The organism is Aureibaculum luteum (assembly GCF_003449015.1).
Classification (GTDB): domain Bacteria; phylum Bacteroidota; class Bacteroidia; order Flavobacteriales; family Flavobacteriaceae; genus Aureibaculum; species Aureibaculum luteum.
In genome coordinates this window covers 1-21342 of the sequence record NZ_QRGD01000015.1, presented here as the reverse complement: position 1 = coordinate 21342, position 21342 = coordinate 1, and the positions used below count along the sequence as shown (strand labels likewise).

The 21342-nt window shown below is 30.3% G+C and carries 20 protein-coding genes and 1 pseudogene; 10 read left to right on the top strand and 11 right to left on the bottom strand.

Annotated features, from left to right (window positions below):
• Positions 1-65 precede the first annotated feature (65 nt).
• Positions 66-473 carry a prepilin-type N-terminal cleavage/methylation domain-containing protein gene (locus D3P13_RS21215; RefSeq protein WP_117885609.1) on the top strand — a complete coding sequence of 136 codons (408 nt, stop codon included), beginning with the start codon at positions 66-68 and terminating at the stop codon, positions 471-473.
• A 227-nt stretch (positions 474-700) separates the two neighbouring features.
• Here D3P13_RS21215 and D3P13_RS22275 read toward each other — a convergent pair whose 3' ends face one another.
• Positions 701-967, bottom strand: a complete 267-nt coding sequence (locus D3P13_RS22275) for a hypothetical protein (RefSeq protein ID WP_232829264.1) — start codon at positions 965-967, stop codon at positions 701-703.
• Between the two features lie 3 nt (positions 968-970).
• Here D3P13_RS22275 and D3P13_RS21205 point away from each other — a divergent pair, with 3 nt between their 5' ends.
• The 4 genes from D3P13_RS21205 to D3P13_RS21190 are packed head-to-tail and all read left to right on the top strand — an operon-like array spanning position 971 to position 6287.
• Complete coding sequence (locus D3P13_RS21205) at positions 971-2383, top strand: GspE/PulE family protein (protein ID WP_117885603.1); 1413 nt, start codon at positions 971-973, stop codon at positions 2381-2383.
• A 21-nt stretch (positions 2384-2404) separates the two neighbouring features.
• Entirely contained in the window at positions 2405-4570 is a 2166-nt protein-coding gene (locus D3P13_RS21200) for a type II secretion system protein GspD (RefSeq protein ID WP_198680084.1), read from the top strand.
• Positions 4571-4584: 14 nt separating this feature from the next.
• Positions 4585-5766 (top strand): hypothetical protein, encoded by a 1182-nt coding sequence (locus tag D3P13_RS21195; RefSeq protein ID WP_157972996.1) that lies wholly within the window; start codon positions 4585-4587, stop codon positions 5764-5766.
• A complete protein-coding gene (locus D3P13_RS21190) occupies positions 5766-6287 on the top strand; it encodes a hypothetical protein (protein ID WP_117885593.1) in 522 nt (173 codons plus the stop codon). The genes D3P13_RS21195 and D3P13_RS21190 overlap by 1 nt, the downstream gene beginning before the upstream one ends.
• 4 nt (positions 6288-6291) lie before the next feature.
• Here the strand turns inward: D3P13_RS21190 and D3P13_RS21185 are convergent, their stop codons facing one another.
• The gene (locus tag D3P13_RS21185) at positions 6292-7020 is read right to left on the bottom strand and encodes a hypothetical protein (protein WP_117885590.1); all 729 of its coding nucleotides are present in this window, start codon (positions 7018-7020) and stop codon (positions 6292-6294) included.
• An 844-nt stretch (positions 7021-7864) separates the two neighbouring features.
• Here D3P13_RS21185 and D3P13_RS21180 point away from each other — a divergent pair.
• Positions 7865-8143 carry a hypothetical protein gene (locus D3P13_RS21180; protein ID WP_157972995.1) on the top strand — a complete coding sequence of 93 codons (279 nt, stop codon included), beginning with the start codon at positions 7865-7867 and terminating at the stop codon, positions 8141-8143.
• Between the two features lie 823 nt (positions 8144-8966).
• Here the strand turns inward: D3P13_RS21180 and D3P13_RS21175 are convergent.
• From D3P13_RS21175 to D3P13_RS21140, 8 genes are all read right to left on the bottom strand, one after another.
• On the bottom strand, positions 8967-9317 hold the full coding sequence (locus tag D3P13_RS21175; RefSeq protein ID WP_117885584.1) for a hypothetical protein: 351 nt from the start codon (positions 9315-9317) through the stop codon (positions 8967-8969).
• A gap of 42 nt (positions 9318-9359) precedes the next feature.
• Complete coding sequence (locus tag D3P13_RS21170; protein WP_117885581.1) at positions 9360-9596, bottom strand: hypothetical protein; 237 nt, start codon at positions 9594-9596, stop codon at positions 9360-9362.
• 16 nt (positions 9597-9612) lie between these two features.
• A complete protein-coding gene (locus D3P13_RS21165; RefSeq protein WP_157972994.1) occupies positions 9613-10095 on the bottom strand; it encodes a DUF6252 family protein in 483 nt (160 codons plus the stop codon).
• Positions 10095-11288 carry a hypothetical protein gene (locus D3P13_RS21160; RefSeq protein ID WP_117885575.1) on the bottom strand — a complete coding sequence of 398 codons (1194 nt, stop codon included), beginning with the start codon at positions 11286-11288 and terminating at the stop codon, positions 10095-10097. Before D3P13_RS21160 ends, D3P13_RS21165 begins: the two co-directional genes overlap by 1 nt.
• A gap of 152 nt (positions 11289-11440) precedes the next feature.
• Positions 11441-12820 (bottom strand): hemopexin repeat-containing protein, encoded by a 1380-nt coding sequence (locus tag D3P13_RS21155; protein ID WP_117885572.1) that lies wholly within the window; start codon positions 12818-12820, stop codon positions 11441-11443.
• Between the two features lie 71 nt (positions 12821-12891).
• The gene (locus D3P13_RS21150; RefSeq protein WP_117885569.1) at positions 12892-13311 is read right to left on the bottom strand and encodes a hypothetical protein; all 420 of its coding nucleotides are present in this window, start codon (positions 13309-13311) and stop codon (positions 12892-12894) included.
• A 17-nt stretch (positions 13312-13328) separates the two neighbouring features.
• Positions 13329-14207, bottom strand: coding sequence for a hypothetical protein (locus D3P13_RS21145; protein ID WP_117885566.1), 879 nt, complete (start codon positions 14205-14207; stop codon positions 13329-13331).
• Between the two features lie 92 nt (positions 14208-14299).
• The gene (locus D3P13_RS21140; protein WP_157972993.1) at positions 14300-15604 is read right to left on the bottom strand and encodes an OmpA family protein; all 1305 of its coding nucleotides are present in this window, start codon (positions 15602-15604) and stop codon (positions 14300-14302) included.
• A 105-nt stretch (positions 15605-15709) separates the two neighbouring features.
• Here D3P13_RS21140 and D3P13_RS21135 point away from each other — a divergent pair, with 105 nt between their 5' ends.
• The 3 genes from D3P13_RS21135 to D3P13_RS21125 are packed head-to-tail and all read left to right on the top strand — an operon-like array spanning position 15710 to position 19934.
• Positions 15710-16252, top strand: a complete 543-nt coding sequence (locus D3P13_RS21135) for an RNA polymerase sigma factor (protein ID WP_117885558.1) — start codon at positions 15710-15712, stop codon at positions 16250-16252.
• Positions 16253-16255: 3 nt separating this feature from the next.
• A complete protein-coding gene (locus tag D3P13_RS21130; RefSeq protein ID WP_117885555.1) occupies positions 16256-16969 on the top strand; it encodes a tetratricopeptide repeat protein in 714 nt (237 codons plus the stop codon).
• A complete protein-coding gene (locus D3P13_RS21125) occupies positions 16944-19934 on the top strand; it encodes a CHAT domain-containing protein (protein ID WP_117885552.1) in 2991 nt (996 codons plus the stop codon). The genes D3P13_RS21130 and D3P13_RS21125 overlap by 26 nt, the downstream gene beginning before the upstream one ends.
• Before the next feature lie 15 nt (positions 19935-19949).
• On the opposite strand, the pseudogene D3P13_RS22485 reads toward D3P13_RS21125, so the two are convergent.
• A pseudogene (locus tag D3P13_RS22485) lies at positions 19950-20461 on the bottom strand (DUF3109 family protein).
• A 254-nt stretch (positions 20462-20715) separates the two neighbouring features.
• On the opposite strand from D3P13_RS22485, the gene D3P13_RS21115 reads away from it, so the two are divergent.
• Positions 20716-21243 carry a class I SAM-dependent DNA methyltransferase gene (locus D3P13_RS21115; protein ID WP_262511837.1) on the top strand — a complete coding sequence of 176 codons (528 nt, stop codon included), beginning with the start codon at positions 20716-20718 and terminating at the stop codon, positions 21241-21243.
• The last annotated feature ends 99 nt before the right edge of the window (positions 21244-21342 follow it).

Below are 21342 nucleotides of genomic sequence, written 5' to 3'. Positions count from 1 at the left end.
TATGCATATATATGGTCATTCCGAATTAAAATATTTATTTAGATTTGAATCAAAATCACCTAAAAATGAAAATGTATTCAAAAAAACTATCCGCTTTTAACTTACAAGAATTGTTAGTAGTCTTGGTGATTATAGGTATCTTATTATTGCTAGCCTTACCTAACCTAATGCCTTTAATTTCAAAAACAAAAAGTTTAGAGGCACAAACACAGCTTAAACATATTTATAATTTAGAACGGCAACAGTTTTTTATGATTTCTAAGTATAGCTCTGATTTTAATGCGATTGATTTTGAAGCACCCCAAACTGTGCTAGAAAATGGCAATGCTAATTATGCCTATGATATTATAGAAGCTTCAAATAATAGTTTTAAAGCTCGTGCTACTGCGGTTACGGATTTTGACGGCGATGGCGTATTTAATGTTTGGGAAGTGGATCACAATAATATCTTAAAGGAAATAATAAAAGATTAATTAAGTCAAGTTCATAAGATGATTCTATTAAAAATAATAAGCCTTTGTTGTCTTCTGGCCATTTGTATTCAAGATTTTAGAGAACGAAAAGTCTATCTCGTGATATTGATAGGTTCAGGAATATTATTGTCATTTTCTTATTTTTTAGAAACCACCCCAATGCAATACTTGGTAAATATTGGTATGAATTTAGTCATTATTGTTTTGATAATTGGCATACTTTTTCTCTATGCTAAATTCAAATTAAAAACCAAATTAAATGATGCATTGGGACTTGGAGATGTATTTTTTTTCATTGTTATAGCAATTAGTTTTCCCATAAGTACATTTATCATTCTGTTTTCATTTTCCTTAGTTTTTTCATTAATGGTGTTTTTATTATTAAAGCCATCACTTAAAGATGCAACTGTACCGTTAGCAGGATTACAAGCCTTGTTTTTAACTATGATTTTAAGTGTGAACTGGATTTTTGAATTCACTAATTTATATGCCATTTAATGAGCGATAATTTTAACATAGCGACCCAATTACAACAATTAATAAGTGCTGAACAGGCATATCATTATCGGATTATTCCTCATAGTAAACAAAATGGAAGTATAATATTTAAATCAGATAAGGAAAACCAAGAGAATCTTAAAAATGAACTACAAATTATCCTTGGTAAAAAAATTGAGCTTTTGCTGGAGACCACAGAGAATATCCAACAATACTTAAGTCAGAATTATAGAAAAACAAATACAGCCATTAATACACAGCTGACTGACTCTAAAGATTTATTGATTAATATAATCCATGAAGCTAAATCTTTAGGTAGTAGTGATATTCATTTTGAAGCTTTTGAACATACAAGAAGGGTGCGTTTTAGAATTGATGGTAAACTATTGGAGCGATATGTAATTCCAACAGAGGAATATCCTAAAATTATCAATCAGCTTAAAGTAAAATCTGGACTAGATATCGCTGAAAAACGACTACCACAAGATGGTCGTATCAACATCAATACACCAGTAGAATCTTATGACATTAGGGTTTCGTCTTTACCTACTTTACATGGCGAAAAGTTGGTATTGCGTTTACTTTCTAAAGAAGCTACAAACATTCAATTAGATAAACTAGGGTTTACAGATGAAGATTTAAGACGTTACAAGAATAGTGTTAAAAATCAAAATGGGATTGTATTGATTTCTGGTCCAACGGGCTCGGGAAAAACAACAACACTTTACGCTACCTTGAAATTATTAAACACGAATGCAAGAAATATTTTGACTATTGAAGACCCTATTGAGTATACCTTGGAAGGCATTAATCAAGTACAACTCAAAGAAAATATTGGGTTAGATTTTGCAAAATCACTACGTACTTTTTTACGCCAAGACCCTGATATAATTATGGTAGGTGAAATTAGAGATGTTGATACAGCGAACATGGCTGTACGAGCTTCATTAACTGGACATTTGGTACTCTCAACAATACATACTAACTCGGCTTGGGCAACCATTTCTAGATTAATTGACATGGGTGTACCGTCTTTTCTAATTGCGAGTACCCTAAAAGTGAGTGTGGCTCAACGTTTGGTTCGTAAATTATGTAACCATTGTAAAAGTAAAGCAACAGTTTCAAAGGAACTTTTCCCTGATGGATTTGAAATTCCTAAATCACTGACGCAACACTACAAAGCTGTTGGATGTAGTGATTGTTTCCATACTGGTTATTCTGGGCGAAAAGCTATCTATGAAATTATTCCTATAACTAGAGAATTGACAGAACAAATCAAAAAAAACAGTTTGGAGATTGACGCATATATTAAAACTAAAAAAATTGCAACCTTAAAAGACAATGCTTTACAATTGGTAGTAACTGGAGAAACTTCCATTGAAGAAGTATATCCGTTATTAACTGACTTTTAGTGTATTTATAAAAAAAATAGTATGATAAAAAACTACATTTTAAAATTTTCATTTCTAATCATGTTTGTTGGGTTTACACTACAATTAAAGGCACAAAATGCCCGCATTGATCAACTTCAAACCAAATTAGAAAGTATTATAATAGATGCCCCAGGCTTAAGTCAAAAGGCAGAAATAAATGTAAATGATGTTACACTATCTGATTTTCTACAGGCCTTGGCAACAGCCCATAAATTAAATTTGAATATCCATCCAGAACTAAATGATATTAACATTCGAAATAATTTTTCTAACGCTACAGTTTCTGATGTTTTAATTTTTTTATGTAAAGAGTATGATTTGGATATAGATTTTACAGGGAATATATTTTCAATTCATAAATTGGAAAAAGAAGTTCCTATTGTAAAACAACGTGAAATTCCTATTAATTACAATATAAACGCTGATATTTTTAGTGTCGATTTAAGAAGAGATACGTTGTACTTGGCATTTAAACAGATTATGGATAAAACGGGTAAAAATTTGGTTTTTGCTCCTGGAATGGAACGTTTATTAATATCATCATATATAAAAAGTATGCCTTTTGATAATGCCTTAGATAAAATTGCTTTTGCCAATAATCTTTCCGTAACTAAAACAAGAGACAATTTTTATCTTTTTGAACAAAATGACATTCTGCAAATTACTGCGATTCCAAATCAAAATAAAAGTAATTCAACAGGAAAGGAGCCAGAAAGACCGCAGCAATCTCAACGACCTCAAAGACAGCGGCGGTCTAATTTTTTCTTTGAAGTAACTGATACTATTTCACAAATAATGAATGTCGAATTTGACAATACGCCTATATCAAATGTCATTTACGACATTGGTCATGAGCTTAATAAGAATATGTTTACCGCAGCACCTTTAAATGAGGCTGGAAATGCAACAGTAAAAGCAGATTTCATCACTTATGATTTACTTTTGGATAGAATACTTGAAAACACAGATTTTACATATAAAAAAAGAGACTCTATTTATTACTTTGGGAAAAAGGAGCAGATATCTTTACGTGATGCTGTAGTAATTCCTTTAATGCATCGGTCTATTGAAGTGATGACCAATAATACAAGTACAGAAAGAAGAGCAGGCAGGTCAACTAGCAGTTATTCACAGAACAGTGGCTATAGTAATTATAATAATTCTAGCAATTACATTAATACAGGTAGTTCTAGTAATGTAAACAGCTTAAACAACTCCAATCTTCAAAATATAAATACCAACAGAACGGAATCATTTTCAGAGCGAGACAACCAAGTAGAATCTTTAATCAATATGCTACCAGAAGATGTGGTTAAAGATTTAAAAGTAATGGTAGATGTGGAGTTGAATAGTTTTATAGTTAGTGGGCCAAGTCAAAATATTAAGCGTTTTAAAGAGTTTATTACCTATATTGATAAACCAGTACCTGTTATATTAATAGAGGTAATGTTATTAGAAGTCAATAAATCAGCAACGATAGAAACAGGAATTAGTTGGGGAATTGGTGCAGAACCCACCACAACACAAGGTGATATTTATCCAAATGCTGATGTCAATTTGGGAGCGAGTACAATTAATAGGATAATTGGTGGTTTTAGTGGTTTTGGTTCTTTAAATTTAGGACAGGTTGTTCCTAATTTTTTTGCTAATATCAAAGCGATGGAAACCAATGGAGACATAAAAATCAGATCATCACCAAGATTATCGGCATTAAACGGTCATAGAGCCAATTTATCTATTGGTGAAACTACATATTACGCCGTTACACAACGTGATATTATTGGGAGTCTAAACCCACAAATATCGGATGTTACTAATTACCAACCGATTGATGCTGAATTTGCCATCAATATAAAACCACTAGTCTCAGGCGATGGTCAAATTACCTTAGATATAAATGTCATCCAATCAACCTTTAACAGTAATAAAGTAGCAGACGATGCACCTCCCGGCATTAATTCAAGAGAGTTCAATTCAATCATTAGGGTTAAAGATCAAGATTTGGTCATTTTGGGCGGTTTGGAAGAAAAAATTAAAAATGACTCAGGTAATGGTGTTCCATTTTTAGCAAGAATACCAGTAATCAAATGGTTTTTCAGTAAAAAGAAACGTGAGGACACTAAAAAGAAACTGACTGTATTAATTAAACCTACCATCATCAAATAGTGTTAGACAAACTGTTGACATATACAAAATTCGGTTCACTTTTTTGTGGAGTAGAACATACTTCTAAAGATGGTAAAGAAGCAATTAACGGTCTCCTTTTAAAGAAAAAGAAGGGTGAGTTTTTAGTAGAAAAAACATTTATAAGCAGTGCTGCAACTGACTTAAAAGACCAACTTCCTAAAAGCCAACACTTCTATTTAATTGTTAATACCGATCAAGTTCTTTCAAAAACATTAAATGGTGTATACAACGAACAAAAAGCAATTGCGGAAGCCTTTCCTAATTTAAACAGTAAAGACTTTTATTATGAAGTTTATAACACTTCAACTAAAAGCTTTATAGCTATAAGTAGAAAGGAATATGTAGATAATCTTCTTAATAGCTACAAAAAACAAGAATACAATTGTATTGAATTTTCATTAGGAAATTTAGCCATTGCTCAATTAAAGGATATAGTTGATGTCAACAATTTACAAACTTCAAATAGTAGAATTAATTTTGTTGAGAATGAAATAGATGCAATTAACTCTGTTACTGTTGTAAGTGAAACGGAATATAATTTGAACGGACTTAATTTAACAAATAACAGTGTATTGCCTTTAGCGGGAATCATTTCGTACTATACGCAACAATCCCTTACCGATTCCAATTTTTTAGAACTAAGTACAACACTATTTTCTGATTTTAAGCAACAACGTATTTTTAAAGTAGGTTTGACCTTGGGGCTAACACTTCTATTTGTTTCTTTGATGATTAGTTTTTTGCTTTTTAGTAGTTATAATAAGGAAATAAATGCCATTTCCTCAGAACTAGAATTAAATAAAACTTATAAAAACTCTTTACTTCAACTTACGGATGATGTCAATAAAAAAGAACGTTTGGTCACCGATTTTTCGTTGTCCTCTTCGAAAGTGTCATGGTATTTAGATCAACTGGGTGGTAAATTACCCAATTCAATCACCTTAACCGAATTGCACTATCAACCACTTCAGAAGAGTATTAAAAAAGAGAAACAAATTCTATTGGAAGAAAATACCATTTTGATTAAAGGTGAATCCGCAATTAATGAAGATTTTTCAAATTGGATAAATATATTGGAAAAGTTAGATTGGATAGAAAATGTGGCTATAAAGCACTATGGAACTGATAAAAAATCTACTGCAGCATTTGAAATAGAACTGAAGTTAAAAGTATAATGAATTTGAAGAAAAAAAACATCTTATTATTGATTGGGTTCCTACTAATGTTGTGGGTGGCCTATCAATTTTCATTTTCTAAAACATTAACACTCAAAAAACAATACCAAACGCTTAAAATTGAACAAGAATTATTAAGTAATGTTTCGGGAAAATTGTTGAGTTTAAAACAGGTTAATATTTATTACGATTCCATTTTAAAATCTAAAAAAATATCTACTGAAAATTCATTTCAAAATAACTTATTACAGCGAATTTCCGTCTTTTCCGATTCTACAAACATTTCAATTGTTAATTTTAATACTCCACATATTTTTGAAGTTGATAATGCCATAATCAATACATATTCATTTACTTTAAAAGGTGATTTTTCTTCAATAACAAGATTGGTCTTTGAATTGGAACAAGAATATAAATTGGGTAAGATTATCTCTGTACATTTTGAAAAAAAGAAGAATTATAGGCGTAATTCAAATTATTTAGAAGGTACAATACTCTTGCAAAAGGTGGATTCTAAATAAAAACTTAGTACTTAAATAGATTTACTTTTTTGTTTAAACGAGAAACATTTTTATAAGTATCTTTTCCACAACCTTCATTGGCTCCGGTTATGTTAACTATGCTAATTTTACCATATTCTTTCTTCCAACAAAATGAAGCAGTAGTATAAGTAAAAGAAACTCCATTAGCCATATCGATGTTGGCAATAGTTCTGCCATTCTTAATTAACTCTAAATTGTATTTTTTTGGTTTATTATTAATGAGATATACTTCATCTGCTTGTGATAAATTTTCTAAATCTTCACTGTTAAAATAAGTGGAGATTCCTGTGATGATTATATTATTCTTGGCATTCTGTAAATAAGTACTTATGCCATCATTATACTCCGCATTTAATTCATTTATCAATTGTACTTTATCTAAAAATTGAAGATTGACGTAACTTGGTTTATTCTCAGCTGAATCTATATAGGTGATGTTAATTTTCTGATTTTGTTGATTGGATGCTTTAGTATAGGTTTTGAAAGTAGTAGTATTAAAAACTACATTATTTGTAGCTACTCTTATTTTTTGATTGTAAACTGGCAAGGCAGTAGTTTCTAATCTATCCGTTTTGAATTTATAATTAACCTTTCCAATTACTCCCAATTCTACTACTGTTTTTGTTGTTTTTTGACTTTGTTGATTTACTTGTATCGTTTTACACGAAAATAGTATACTAATAAGTGAAAGTATCGTAATTATTTTTTTCATTTCCCTTTATTTCTGGTAAGCTTAAAGATACTACTTACAGAAGTTTTGTATATAAATTAACTTCGTTAAATAGTCATTAATTAACCTATATCATACATTTCCGTATAAATGGTATTAAATAACTAGTAAATGGTCATTTTTACTGTTATCCACTAATGTGAACTCTAAGGATTAGGCAAATTCATTATATAAGAATTAGAAAAGTTAAATTATTAAAAATGGGGCTAGAGATATGCTAAATGATTAAATTAAAAACAAAACTTAATATCAAAGAGCTATGTGAATTAACACAAAAGACAATTAATCTAGATAATTACTTGTTAGTCTGAGAACTAAAACATAGAAATCAAAGGCTCGTGATTGTGCCGATTATAAAGCTGAAGCAAGTTTTTACCGAAAAGTGCAAGATGTGTTTTTGTTCCCACAAAAACAACCTTGTCTGCTCCCGAAGGTCGCAGAGCAAAAAAAGTCTTTTAAGGAAAATAACCGTTTTTCAACTTGTGGATTTAGAGGCTGCCATTAGCGTTTGAGAATCTACCAGTTTAAAAATGAACCAAATCCGCTCCCGATACTTCGGGATGGATGTGGTAATTAATATTATTTTTTTTTAAAAATTCCCAATTCAATAATGATAATAAATATTATTAAATTATCAACTATAAATTTATACTATCTGTTTTGAAATGTTTTGAATTTTAGAAACGAACAGTTATTAATTAGCATTTTAGCGAAATTAAAAAATCATACAAAAATCTTCACCATTTAATAGATTACTATCAAAAGATAGTTATTTTTGAATCTGTAAAATCAAAATAATTATATGGATGCATTAAGCTATGAATATTTGATTAGGACGGCATACAATTGTGGTCCTGGTGGTGCTGATGGACGAGCTGAAGCAAAAATTTACCATAAAATGGAACAAATAGAGAATGCGATAAAAGAGAGAGCATCCATAGATTCTAATGGCGGAATAGAATATATTTATAGATCAGCTTCCATAAACGTGAGTATGAACATCTATGATGCATTAATAAAAGTAGTTGATGATTTCTACTTTACCGATGAGAACAAAAAGATGAAAAAAAGATTAGAAAAACTGGCAACCGATATATATATATGAAGACTGACCGGGATATAATAGATAGCACAATCAACGAAGCTCATCAAATTTTTAAGAAAATTAAACTTCAGATGAAATAAACATTTTGACTGTTCCTGAAGGTCGCAAAAAAATGATACATTCAATAAATTAGTACTCTTAAGTTATTCTTAGAATAACTTATTCTTTTTCATAGCAATTTTCCCACTCCTTTTTTATTTAAGGGGTGGGATTTTATTTTAACACAAATAAATAGTTAATAAATTATTTTATTTAAGAAATCGACCTCTATATTAAAATTAAACTGAAAAACGTTTTTCAACTTGTGGATTTAGAGGCTGGCATTAGCGTTTGAGAATCCACCAGTTTAAAAATGAACCAAATCCGCTCACGACACTTCGGGGCGGATGCGGTAGTTGGCAGTCAATTTATTTTTTATCTAATTTCTAGAAAACTACAAATTGTAACAATTTTTTCTAATGTTTTCAGGGCTTTACAAAGGAATTGTTACAATTTCAATAATTCCTTATCTACCCAGTATTTTTCAAACACCCTTTAACCACAGAGCTTTGCGAAGCAAAATGAATCAGTAGCGTTGCTTTAGCACGCTACCCTCTCGCTTCTCCCCCTTAGTTTTGAATTAACAGTTTTCATAGAGATATTTATATGATAGTAAAGTTTATTAATTCATAACTTCCTGTCGGTGAAATACTCTAAATAGCAATTGTTTTATCTTCTTCTGTTGCCGAAGCATTATTTGTTTCTTTGGTGTGTTCTGAATTTTCCATAATTAATGTTAGTTGTTTTTCAGAGTTTAAAGCTAAATAAGCTTTAAATTACAGAATTATTTTTGGTCTATTAATTTATCAATCTCTAATTTTTTAATATAGCTCCACAATTCTTCTGGAGTCATTTTCCATGCATTTACCTCTATACCAAATCTTTGATTTATTAAACATTGGAGTGTAGACTTTTGATAATTTCCTGATGATTGATATTTTATCAAAGTACGCTGACCATCGAACGTTTGTGTACGTTCATAACCTGATTCATCTTCTTTATCAACTTCCATATTTTGCATCATTATAAACATGGAGACAATCGCTGAACCATTACCTGCACCATCTGGGATGGTAATGTTTATCTTTTTATCATCATCTCCTTTAAAAGTTAATTTAAATGTGCTAATACCCATTTGACTAGCAATATTATATGATGTTCTATTTAAATCGACTACTTATTCAGGCATCCACGTTTTTATTTGTTCTTTCGTAATTGGGGTCAATTCTGCAAGTTCTTTTGTGTTTTTTTCTAAATCTTCTGTCGCCTTCACTATTTCATTTACATTGCCTAAACCTTGTTTCGCTTCTTCTGCAGCACCAGCAGCTTCCTTAATTTTAGTTAACGGATTGTTTTGTTTTTTACACGCTACCACTAGCAGTAATAACATGGTAATTGTGATTAGTTTTTTCATTTGTTTTTTCCTTTAATTAAGAGCCTGTTTTCACCTTAAATTCACCATCAGTAATTTGTTTTGTACTACTATCTTCTTTGTTTACGCCTGTAAAAGAAAATTTACCAATTAAATAATCGCCTTCTTCCGTTAAGGTAATGGCACCTTTTCCTTTTGTTTTTGCAGCTAACCAATCAACTTTAGTGTTGGTATATACCATATTATCTGAATTGCTTATGCCCTCACCAAAAGTGTAGGTTGCTGGTCCTTTGTTATAATTTATATAAATTCTAATCTTTTCGGTTTTATCTTTACTTACAGCAGCTAGTGTGATAATATTTTGAGCTGAAAAATATATAGGAGCATCTGCATAAAAAGTTACGCCATCTATCGTTGCTTTTAAGAAGGTGTCATTTTGAGTCTGCTCTATTTTAGTACCGTCTTTTATTTTATCCTTTTTAGTGTCAGAACAACTAACTATTAATACTAATAGCAATACTAGTGTGATATGTTTTTTCATTATTTCAGTAATTTTTTTACATTTAATTTTTGAATATAACCCCATAGGTCTTCCGCATTAATATTCACTCCTGAAGCGTTTACAATTATTCTATCTTCAACTTTGTAGAATAGCTGTGTGGCTTTTGCTCGTTCGCTATATTGAGCTATATAGTGCTTTATATCCTTTTCATCTTTACCATTATTTTCCATTGCATATGCATAGTTTATAATCTCCATATCATCAGGGCTCTTAGCACAATCAACTACATAAAGGTCTATTTCTTTTTTTTGAGTTTCGTTAGCATAGGTTAAATGAATATTGTTTTTGTTTTTTACTCCTCTAGGTGGATTGCCGTGTTCTTTGATCGTTACTGATAAATCACCTAGTTTATTTGGCACCCATTTTTCAAATTGCTGTTTTGTTATGGGAGTGAAATTATCTAATCTTTTGGCAACTTGTATTTTTTCATCTTTCTTTATTTGTCTTAAAAACCATTTCACCTTTTTAGATGCAGGCGAACTTTTGGTAAACTGTATTTTTTTTGGTTTGGTGGCATGGTAATCACCTTTACTATAATTTTGAACCGCTACAAGATTTTCTTCTATAAAGTTCCACCCCTTTTTAAATTGAATGTTCGCACTAATAGCAACCTCAATATCATAAGTACCATCAAAAGATGTTTTAATGCATTCATCTTTATACGTTATTGCTCTATCCATATAAAACCAAAAATACTTACTACCTACAGCAAGACTATCACTAGCATATTTATTATTACCTAATATTTTTTCATTGGTCACAGGTTCTAATACCGCTACGTTTATTCCATATTTTTTTATGAATATCGGGGCATATTTTTGTGAGTATACATCATCAAAAGGTGTTTCTGCAAAATCATCTCTGCCTTTACAACCTTGCATTAAAAACAAGCTATGAAAGTTATAATGTTGTAAATTAATACTATCATAAATCGCCTTAATATCAAATTCAGGCAAATTGAAATGAATCGTGCCATCTTTATTTATTTTTCCAAGAATAATTTCTTCTCCATTTGCTTGTTCTTGGACCAGTTCTAATGCTTCATGGGTATAATCTAACTCTCCTTTAAGATGGTTTTCAACTTTAGGTAAAGGAGTTTGCGATTGTTGTGCTATACACGGTTGAGATAGTGTACATACGAATAGTAATAGGATGTAAATTTTAGTTTTCATGGTTATGGTTTTTTTGCTTTAATAATTTCTTTTGTTTAGACATGGGTTTCACTAATGAACACGAATGAAATAGTATGTAGCTATTTTAATTTATTGTTCAATAAAAACCTTTACTTGCCAAAAAAAAGTAAAGGTTTGTTGTGTCTTTAAGCTTATTGTACTAACTCAAAACGGTAATAAAGGCGTACATAGGTTTCCTTATTATTATCACCAAATTCTAAATGCCCTATTAAAGAATTATTAGACCCTTTTTTCATCCACATTACATTTCCATAAGCACCATATTCATGCATATCGCCACCTCTGCCGCCTTTAAAATAACTACTAGATCTGTATTTTGTAGCCCGAGGATTTTGTAAATATTCTAGCACTTCGTTGATACTTACTTCAATATCGTTTCTGCCATACTTAGCTATATATTTATATGTATTTTTCTCAAAAAGTCCAATTCCTTCACTATTAACTTCACTAAGGGCGGTTTTTATCTTAAATTCAGCACGTTTATCGGCTATTTCTTGAGGTGTAATTTCATAAACCAGCGAGTTATTAATAATATGATTTTCGTCTCCTTCTCGTACATGAATTTGCTGACTTCCACCTGTATTTATAATAGCGATAGCTTCTTTGTTGATTCTGAATGCTTCTTTAATCCTAATACTTACGTCTTTAGAACCTACTTTAATTTTCTTTTCAATTGCACGTTTTTGATTTCCTTTGGTTTTGTAATCAACGAATTGTTGAAACGTGAAATCTGCAATATCATCACTATCTCTTGCTTGTATAGATTTAATACGTGTTAAGGTTACTTTTAAACGTATATTATCTTTTGTAGAAGCAGTAGCATTGTTTGATGTTTTAGTAAAAGAAAGTCCTTTCCAGCCATCTACACCTATAGTACCTACTTTGTCAACTTTTTTTGCACTAATACTATAACGGTAATATTTATTACCCTTAAAAAAATAGATTTTGCCATTGGTATGTAGTAAAGCAGCTTCTACATTATTTGGTACGCCTTTCCAGTTGGTACTAATCGCTGCTGTTTTATCAACTTTACGAGTAGAACTATTGTAACGGTAATACGTACTTCCTTTAAAAAAGTATGCCTTACCGTTGGAATGTACAACGGCGGCATCTACATTATTGGGTACTCCTTTCCAGTTTTTACTGATAATGTCTGTTTTGTCAACTTTGTTCGTGTAAAAATTATAACGGTAATACTTGCTGCCTTTAAAAAAATAACCTTTACCATTAGTATGAAGCAGAGCAGCGTCAACGCTGTTTACCAATCCTTTAAAATTGCCATTAATAACAGCACTTTTTTCTAATTTATCTGTACGTAGGTTTTGCCTATAGTATTTTTTATCTGTAAAAAAATAGGCCTTGCCTGTAGGAGATTTTAAAGCCGCTTTTAGCTGCCCAAAACTTGCCGTGGCTGTTGTAGTCTCCGTTTTATTTTCTTTCGTTTTATCTGTAAATGAGCTTAACAGTACTACTAAACTTAATAGTAGTGTAATTTGTAGTTTGTTTTTCATAATTTTTTATTTTATTATTTCTCTTTGAGAAGGGTTTTAAACTATTATTTTATTTTTAGTCTTTATTTCAACTATATAACTTTTAGAATAACTGAACCCTTTTTTGATCGTTGTAATTCTACTTTATTTTCTCCTACAGAAAATTGATCACCAGGTTTAAACGCATCTCCTGGAAGGAACCCATCTCCTGGAAGGAATGTGTCTACTTCTGGAATGTACCATTTTGCACTTGCAAGATGAATATAAGACCCTTTTTGTAAGATTATTATGCCTCTACTTTCTTTAAATTCACCTTTTACTAAACCTATACTAAATATATTTTTAGGATATTTTTTTGGAAGTGTTTTAAATGATTTTTTATTAAATAACTCAACATTTTTTACCTGATGTTCTTTGTTACCAATGAGTACTACAAAATTTTCTTCTTGTGCTTTTGCAGAAAATAAAGTAAATAGACATAATACTACTGTTGCTAAAATTTTCGTTTTCATAATTTTTATTTTAATTATTAATAATCTCCTTCAGCAGTTTCTGCATTTAACTTCCTAAAGTCATAGTCACTCACGATTATTGACATAGGTTCGTTTACCAGTTCAACACAAGTCATAGTAGTATTAAATTTTTTCTTTTTTTTGTTTATAAATGTCATTTCCATCATTAAACTATTATCTGCTCCTTTTAACCATTTTGGGTCAAAACCTTCTGGTAAAGCTTTTTTATTTGCACCATTATATATTTGGTTAAAACTAACAGGTGCATCAAAAGTTACATACATAATCATCTTTATTTCTTTATTTTCTATTTGAAACCCTTGACAGGTGTATCCTAAAATTTCTTTTGTATCTAATTCTTTATAATTCATTTCTTTCATAAGCTCTTCTTCTTGGGCAACATCTTCAGCTGTCTCTACTGGGGTCGAAATGATATATCCAGTTTTTATATCGTTGGAATTTCTAAAAATGGTCATGGTTTTTAAATCCTCATCCATTACCATTACTATACTGTCTGTAAACTTTTTTTCTTTAAATACTGGTTTAAAACCGAAATAATTAGCTCCAGATTTTAAATTATAGACTATGTCCATTTCACCTTGATTAGATTTAGACTTCATTTGTAGTTTGTATTTCCATTCAAAGTCATAGCTCTCTGGTAATATCGAAGGATCCATACTTTTTTTAGAAAAATCGAAATTGAATAGTTTGTCCATTCCTTTTTCGGTTTCCGTAGCAGCTTTTTCCTCGGATTTTCTAAGTACTGCTTCTTTTGCAGCTTCTTCAGCTCGTTTCTTTAATTTTTTAAAGAATTGGGCATTTGTATGCTGTGAATAGCACAACAACATACCCATACATACGAGTATTGTTTTTAGTTTTAATACTTTTGGTTTCATTTTTAATATTATTTTTTAAATTTTCACAAACTAACTTAGTTGGTTTGTCGTCGCTGCTCGGCATAGCTCAAAACCTAATTTTGGCTCTGCGATCACAGCTTGACAAATTCTACTCTACGATTATTTGCTTTAGCTTCTGGGGTCGTATTCTCAGTAAGTGGTACGCTTTCTCCAAACCCTTTGGTTTCTAGTCTTTCTTGGTCAATACCAGCATTTATAAGTGCTTTTTTAACTGCTTCTGCTCTTTGTAATGATAGTTGTTGATTATACGATTCTTCACCATCGCTATCGGTATGCCCTTCAATAGAAAATTTAAGATCTGAATGTTCTTGCATCATTTTGGCTACCTTATTAATAACACCATAAGAGGTTGGTTTTATAGAAGCTTTGTTTACATCGAATAGAATACCTCTAGTAACAAACTTACCATCTGCTACTAACTGATCGTACAGTTTCTTACCCCCTTTAGCTATACGGATATTTTTTATAGCAGATAATTCGTTGTAATAAGCAAAAACTTCAACACTAAAAGCTTCAGGTTTAAACTTTACATTAGGAATGCTCAATGCTCTACTTTCATCTATAAATACCTTAAAGCTTCTTTTATTGAAGGAGATAGCAATATGTCTCCAAACAGGTTTACCAATTGGCACTATCATTGCCTCATCAAAAGAGGCATATTCTTTATTTGATGAATTGTCTACACAATCCATTGAAGCTCCATGAACATTTACATTGATGCTTTTGCAATAATATTTTTTATCTTCTGAGTAGCCGTAGTTTTTATTGCTTGGCCATAAATTGACTCTATAATCTTGATAAGTTGGACCATGAACGCTTTTAAATAAGGCATCAAATTCAATGGTAAATACTTCGGGCAAATAGGTTTCCTTATCCATTAAAGGAGTAATCTTTGCTCCGTTCAACATATTAATGACGTTTTCATTGGTAATTGAAGCATTTTCAGCATTACCTTTAAGTAAATCCCACCTAGAAGGGAATTCTCCACTTTCTTCATTTACTAAATCATCTTCGAAGATTATTTCATCACCAGGAACGAAATTATATTTCGTCCAAGATTTTATTTCTTCTGTAGAAACTCTATCTTCTTCATTTTTGGAAGAGTTCGTTGTGTTATTTGAGCCTGGTTTATTAGTAGGCTTCTTTTTTACTTTTCTTTTGCGTTTAACGATTTTTCCATCAATAATGGTATCAAAAGTTTGTTCGGTTTTTTTAGTTACCTTTTCTTCTGTTTTACGTAAAACTGTTTCTTCTGCAGCATCTTTAACTCTTTTCTTTAGCTTTTTAAGAAATTGAGCCTCACTTGTTTGAATGCCTCCAAAAAAAAGAAGTAGTATTACAAAGAGTGAAATCTTGTTTGTTTTACATTTTTTCATACTATTGAGTATTTTCATTTACCTTTAGTACCTTATAATCGTCCTATGTTAACATCCTATCTAAAAAATTGAATATTTTTTTATTCTTAACTACCAAACCCCTTAATGGAAAAAAATCATATAGTATCTTTAATACACAGTAAGCCTAAAGAAATAGATAATCTTTATACGAGTAATAGGGATGCCTTTTTGAATTTTGGCAAAAAGTATGGCTTAGATTATGACGATTTGGTAGATATCTATCAAGAAGCGTTTATTGCTTTGAGAAAATATGCCATTAGTGGAAAGCTGAATAAAGTTAAAAGTTCATTAAAAACCTACCTTTTTGGTATTGGTAAGTATATGATCTATGATAGACTAAAAGAGCTTAATAAGACTGTTAACTATGATACTTTAAAAAAAGTTGAAGATTCTATTGAAGTAGTTCCGTTTGAAACTGAAAATGAAGAACTCACCATAGAACAACAATTACTAAGAAGTCATTTTAAGAAACTAGGAAAAAAGTGTCAAGAAGTGTTAACCTTATTCTATTCTAGAGGACTAACTATTGATGAGATAGTTGAATGCACTAACTACACAAACAATAGTGTCGTTAGAAGCCAAAAGTCTAGATGTATTAAAACCTTAAAAAACATGATAAAATTATAAGGTATGGAACATGAAGAATTGATAGAAAAATATATACAAAACGGGTTGACACCTGAAGAAAAAAAAGTCGTTGATCACTTAATCAATGCAGATCCTAATTTTAAGGGTAATTTAAAAGCACATCTTAATTTAAAAAAAGCAATTAGTGCATCTGATGATGACGCTTTTAAGAAATTACTAAATGAGATTGAAAGTACACATACTACAAAAAGAAGAAATTATACAAAATGGATTGTCGCTGCCAGTATTGTATTATTGGTTGGGTTGAGTAGTATACTATCTATAAATAACAAGCCTTCTAATGATGAGCTATTTAGTAGTTATTTTGAGCCGTATAGAAATGTCATTCAGCCTATAGAGAGAGGCAACAACTTCCAAGACGAAAAAACAATTGCTTTTACTGCCTATGAAAAAGGAGAATATAAGAAAGCCTTTGAACTCTTTTCTAAACTACATACAAGTACAAACGAACCTTATTATTTATTTTATCAGGCAAATGCCCTACTCAAATTAGAAAAAGCCAAGGAAGCTGTACCTTTACTATTAAAACATCTAAAAACAAAAGATACCTTAACAGAAAAGTCTCGTTGGTATCTTGCACTTGCTTATTTAAAATTAAATAATAAGGTAGAAGCAAAGAAAACCTTAAAAAAAGTACTTACTGAAAGCACCTATAAAACGAAAGAAGCAAATGAACTACTTAAAAAAATCAAATAAAAACAATCTTTTTAAACTCAAAAAGGTTGTATTATTTTTCATCATATTTAGTTTTCATTATTCATCTAGTCAACTTAGTAACGATAATACAATACTGACTCCAGAAATAAGTAAGTTACAATTGGGAGGTAAACATATTGAAGCCTCGGGTAGTATTTATGATAGATTACAGCTGTTTTCTAATCAAACCAATAACAAAAATATAGTTATTGACAGTATTAATAAATACTATAATTATGTTCTTAAATACGAAAAAAATAAAGAAAAACTAAATTCCTTTCACGAAAAGCTTCAAGCATTTAGTCAACAGACTATCCCTCTAGATACAGTTAAACTTATAAATTCCTATTTGCTTCATGCCAGTTATCTTGTGAAATCACGTAACTATCAAAAAGCATTAATAATAGTAGATGAAGGTATCTCTACTTGGGAAAAATATTATAAAAAGCCAACAGCTATTTATGCCAAGCTTAATACTGGTAAAGGACTTATTTTATACAATTTAAGATTAGAAGGTGAAAGTTTTGAGCAATATGAATATGCTGCTAAAATATATGAGTCCCTAGATAAAGTTAACTCATTAGATCTATGGGATCTCTACACAGGTCTAGCAATAAGCTACGATCGCTACGGGTTTTATGAAAAAGGGCTGTTCTATTTTAAAAAAGCAGAGGCCTCACTAGTAACTGACGAAGCAAAAAAAGAGCTAAAAGAATTAGTGAAAAATGGCTTTTCTGAACTTGATGGAATGATCCTTGCTAATCTAACAGGCTTCATACGCGTCTATAAAAATTTAAATAATGAAGATGCAATTACATCTTACTTAACAAAAATTGATAATTACATTATAGGTAAAAAATTAAGTTTAAAGTCTAAATATCAAGCATCTGCTGGTTACAGTTATGCTGGATTACATTATTTTAACAATAAAAAAGATTACGAAAAAGCATTACTGTTTTTTAAAAAGGCCTTACAAATAGTTCCTAAAAAAGAATTTAAAACCCAAGCTGATTATTATAATCTTAATATAATTAGAGCTAATATAGGTTTAAATGATGCAAATAAAATGATTAAATCATTAAATTCTTTTCTAAAAGAAAGACCAAAATTGCCTCGTCAATTAAAAGCGTTTGCTTATCAAAGTAAGGCTTTACTTAACATTAAAAATAATTTAATCCCTAACGCTATACAAGATATCCAATTAACAATAAACTATTTTTCAAAAAGTAAAAAGGAACTTACTATTTTAAATGATTCCTCAGTAGTAAATTACAGCCCAACAAAAAAAATAAATGATATTTCATATATCGTAGAGATCGCCGATGCTTTAAATGATCTGGAGAATAAAAATGACTCTGTAATAATCGCTTCTAATAACTTATATAAAATTGCTTTAAAACAGTTTAAAGAATCTTATTCTAAGAATTTTTATTCTTTAAAATTAGAAACTATTTATGATAAAATCATTAAAGGAATTTTAATTACTGACGAGTTTCGATCAAGCAATATTAGTAATTTAAACGAGTTATTGAGCACTATAATTAATGATAAGTCAAGCTTTTTATGGCATAATTTTTTAATAAATAGAAAAAGTGATTTTCTTAAGGTTCCTGATTCTCTAATAGCAAAAGAAAAATTATTACGACAAAAGTTATTAATATATCAAACAAAAGAATTTGAAAATAATTACGCTCCAGAAAAATACAGCGCATTAAAAACAGAAATTAAGGAAGAATTACAAAGTATATTAAATACAATTAATAATGAATATGCTACCCATAGATTCTTTGATGACAATTCGTTTAGTCTTTTTGATTTTAGAAAGCAATTAAATGATAAGGATGTGGTAATTTACTACCAAGTTTTAGATAATTATTTATTTTGTTTTGGTATAACAAAATCTACGATTGAGGTTTTTCCCATATCAAATTTTTCGTCTATAGAAGAATTAGTATTAGACTTCACAAAAGATGCAGGTAATTTAAATAGCTCTATTGTTGAACTAAGAAAAAAAGGAAAAAATTTATACAACAGTTTGCAACTAGATAAGTTCCGAAACTTTGATAAATTAACAATTGTTCCCGATAAAATATTGCACTATCTACCTTTCGAATTATTAATAGAAGATGACAAATATCTAATAGAAAATAAAAAAATTAATTATACTACTGCATTGCCTTTTATGCAGTACAATCTTAAATCTAATAACTCATCAAAAAGAGATAATATTTTATTATTTGCCTCAACTTATGATAATTTTCAAGAACCATTACCTCAACTTGCTATTAGAAAAGGTGACTATAATTTACCGGGTGCATTAGATGAAATTAATTTCATAAAAAAAATTACAAATGGAACGGTTTTTAGTGGTAATAAAGCATCTAAAGAAAATTTTATTTCAAATTCAAAAGACGGCAATGTATTACACTTAGCAATGCATGCTTTTTTAAATAATAAAAATTCAGAGTTAAGTTATTTCGCTTTTTCAGATAATATAAAAGATAATAAATTGTTTCTTTCTGAACTGTACGGATTAAATTTAAACGCAAAATTAGCGGTTCTAAGTGCTTGCAATACAGGTGTGGGTAATATAAAATCTGGAAAAGGGATTGTTTCGTTAAATAGAGCTTTTATATACGCTGGAGTACCAACTACAGTGTCAAGTTTATGGAGTGTTCCAGATCAAACATCAAAAGACATTATTATTAATTTTTACAAAAATCTAAATAATGGCCAGTTAAGCTCTGATGCCCTACGCGAAGCAAAATTGAACTACCTAAACACGACTTTAGATAGCGAATTAAAGCACCCTTACTACTGGGCAACTTTTATTCAACATGGCAAAGATGTAAGCTTAAACTTCAAATCAAAGTTTTCCATTTGGAAATGGGGTTTAGTACTTATCGCTCTAAGCCTTATTTTGTTTATATATTTTCGTAAAAAAGGCAAAAAAAGTCTTAACTAAAAATAAATCGTCTGTTTATCTACCCATCCCTTTCACAACTTTCGCTAACTCAGCATACCAATCTTCGCCAAACTTTCTAACTAAGGCTTGTTTTACAAATTTGTAGACAGGCACTTGCAGTTATTTGCCCAAGGAACAGGCATCATCGCAAATTTCCAATTTATGGTAATTTACCGCTGCGAATTCTGAATAATCTTGCACCCTTACTGGGTACAAATGACAAGAAATAGGTTTTCCCAAGTTATTTCACCTTGGTTGTAGGCTTCTTCAATGCCACATTGCGCCACTCCTTTTTTATAATAATTGATATACACGCAACTATTATCATCTGGAATAAGCGGAGTTTCATATTCATCGTTAACTCTACATACAATCCGTGATTTTAAATGTCTTAAATACCTTCGTTTGTCAAAAAGCCTTTATTTTAGGATAAATATCCATTAATATTTTAAGCTCTTCTTCCTCTAATGTACTCCTGATTATCCATCAACGCCACAAGCTCATTTAAACGCAGAAAGATTACACATAAAATCGTTTTCTATGATCTCTTTATTTCGATTTCACGTTATAATTACATAGAAAATTTTAAGACAATATTTCAAACTAAGATTAAAAAAAACAGTTTAAAGTTCTATTTGAAATCGAAATTTAGTTATTTTACTATATCCAATTGATTACCAACAAAGAAAAAATAAAAATGAAATCTAGACTAAAAGATTTTTTTGCAGAAAAAGCAGAAGGGTATGATAGGTAAAAGTCAAGTACTCAAAATGGAGATAATATTGCCCAATCAATATTAAAGGATCTATCATTTTCAAAGGAGATGCATATTATGGATTTTGGTTCTGGTACTGGATTGTTGTTATCTCAAATTGCTACACACGTGGGTGAAATCACAGCAGTCGATATTTCTGCATCTATGAATGGCGTTTTACAATCAAAAATGAACGCAATAGACTGCAAGCTTCAAATATTGGAGCTGGATTTAACAAAAGAAACATTAAATACAAAATTTGATTCTATTATTTCGTCCATGACTATTCATCATATAGAAAATTTGCAAGAGATATTTAAGAAATTTTATTCATTGCTAAATGATAATGGAACCATTGCGATTGCCGACCTTGACAAAGAAGATGGTTCTTTTCACACAGAAGATACTGGAGTCTTTCATTACGGATTTGATAGAAACGAATTCTTAAGTATTGCAGAAAACACAGGGTTTAGACACTTGAAGATTCAAACTGCAAGTATAATGGATAAACCAACAGGTAATTACCCTGTTTTCTTATTAACAGGTGAAAAGTAGCTATACGTAAAAGTCTTACGGCAATCGAGTGGATGGCTCCGCCAATAATTGACGGAGTGCACCCCTCACACCACCGTACATACGGGTCTCGTATACGGC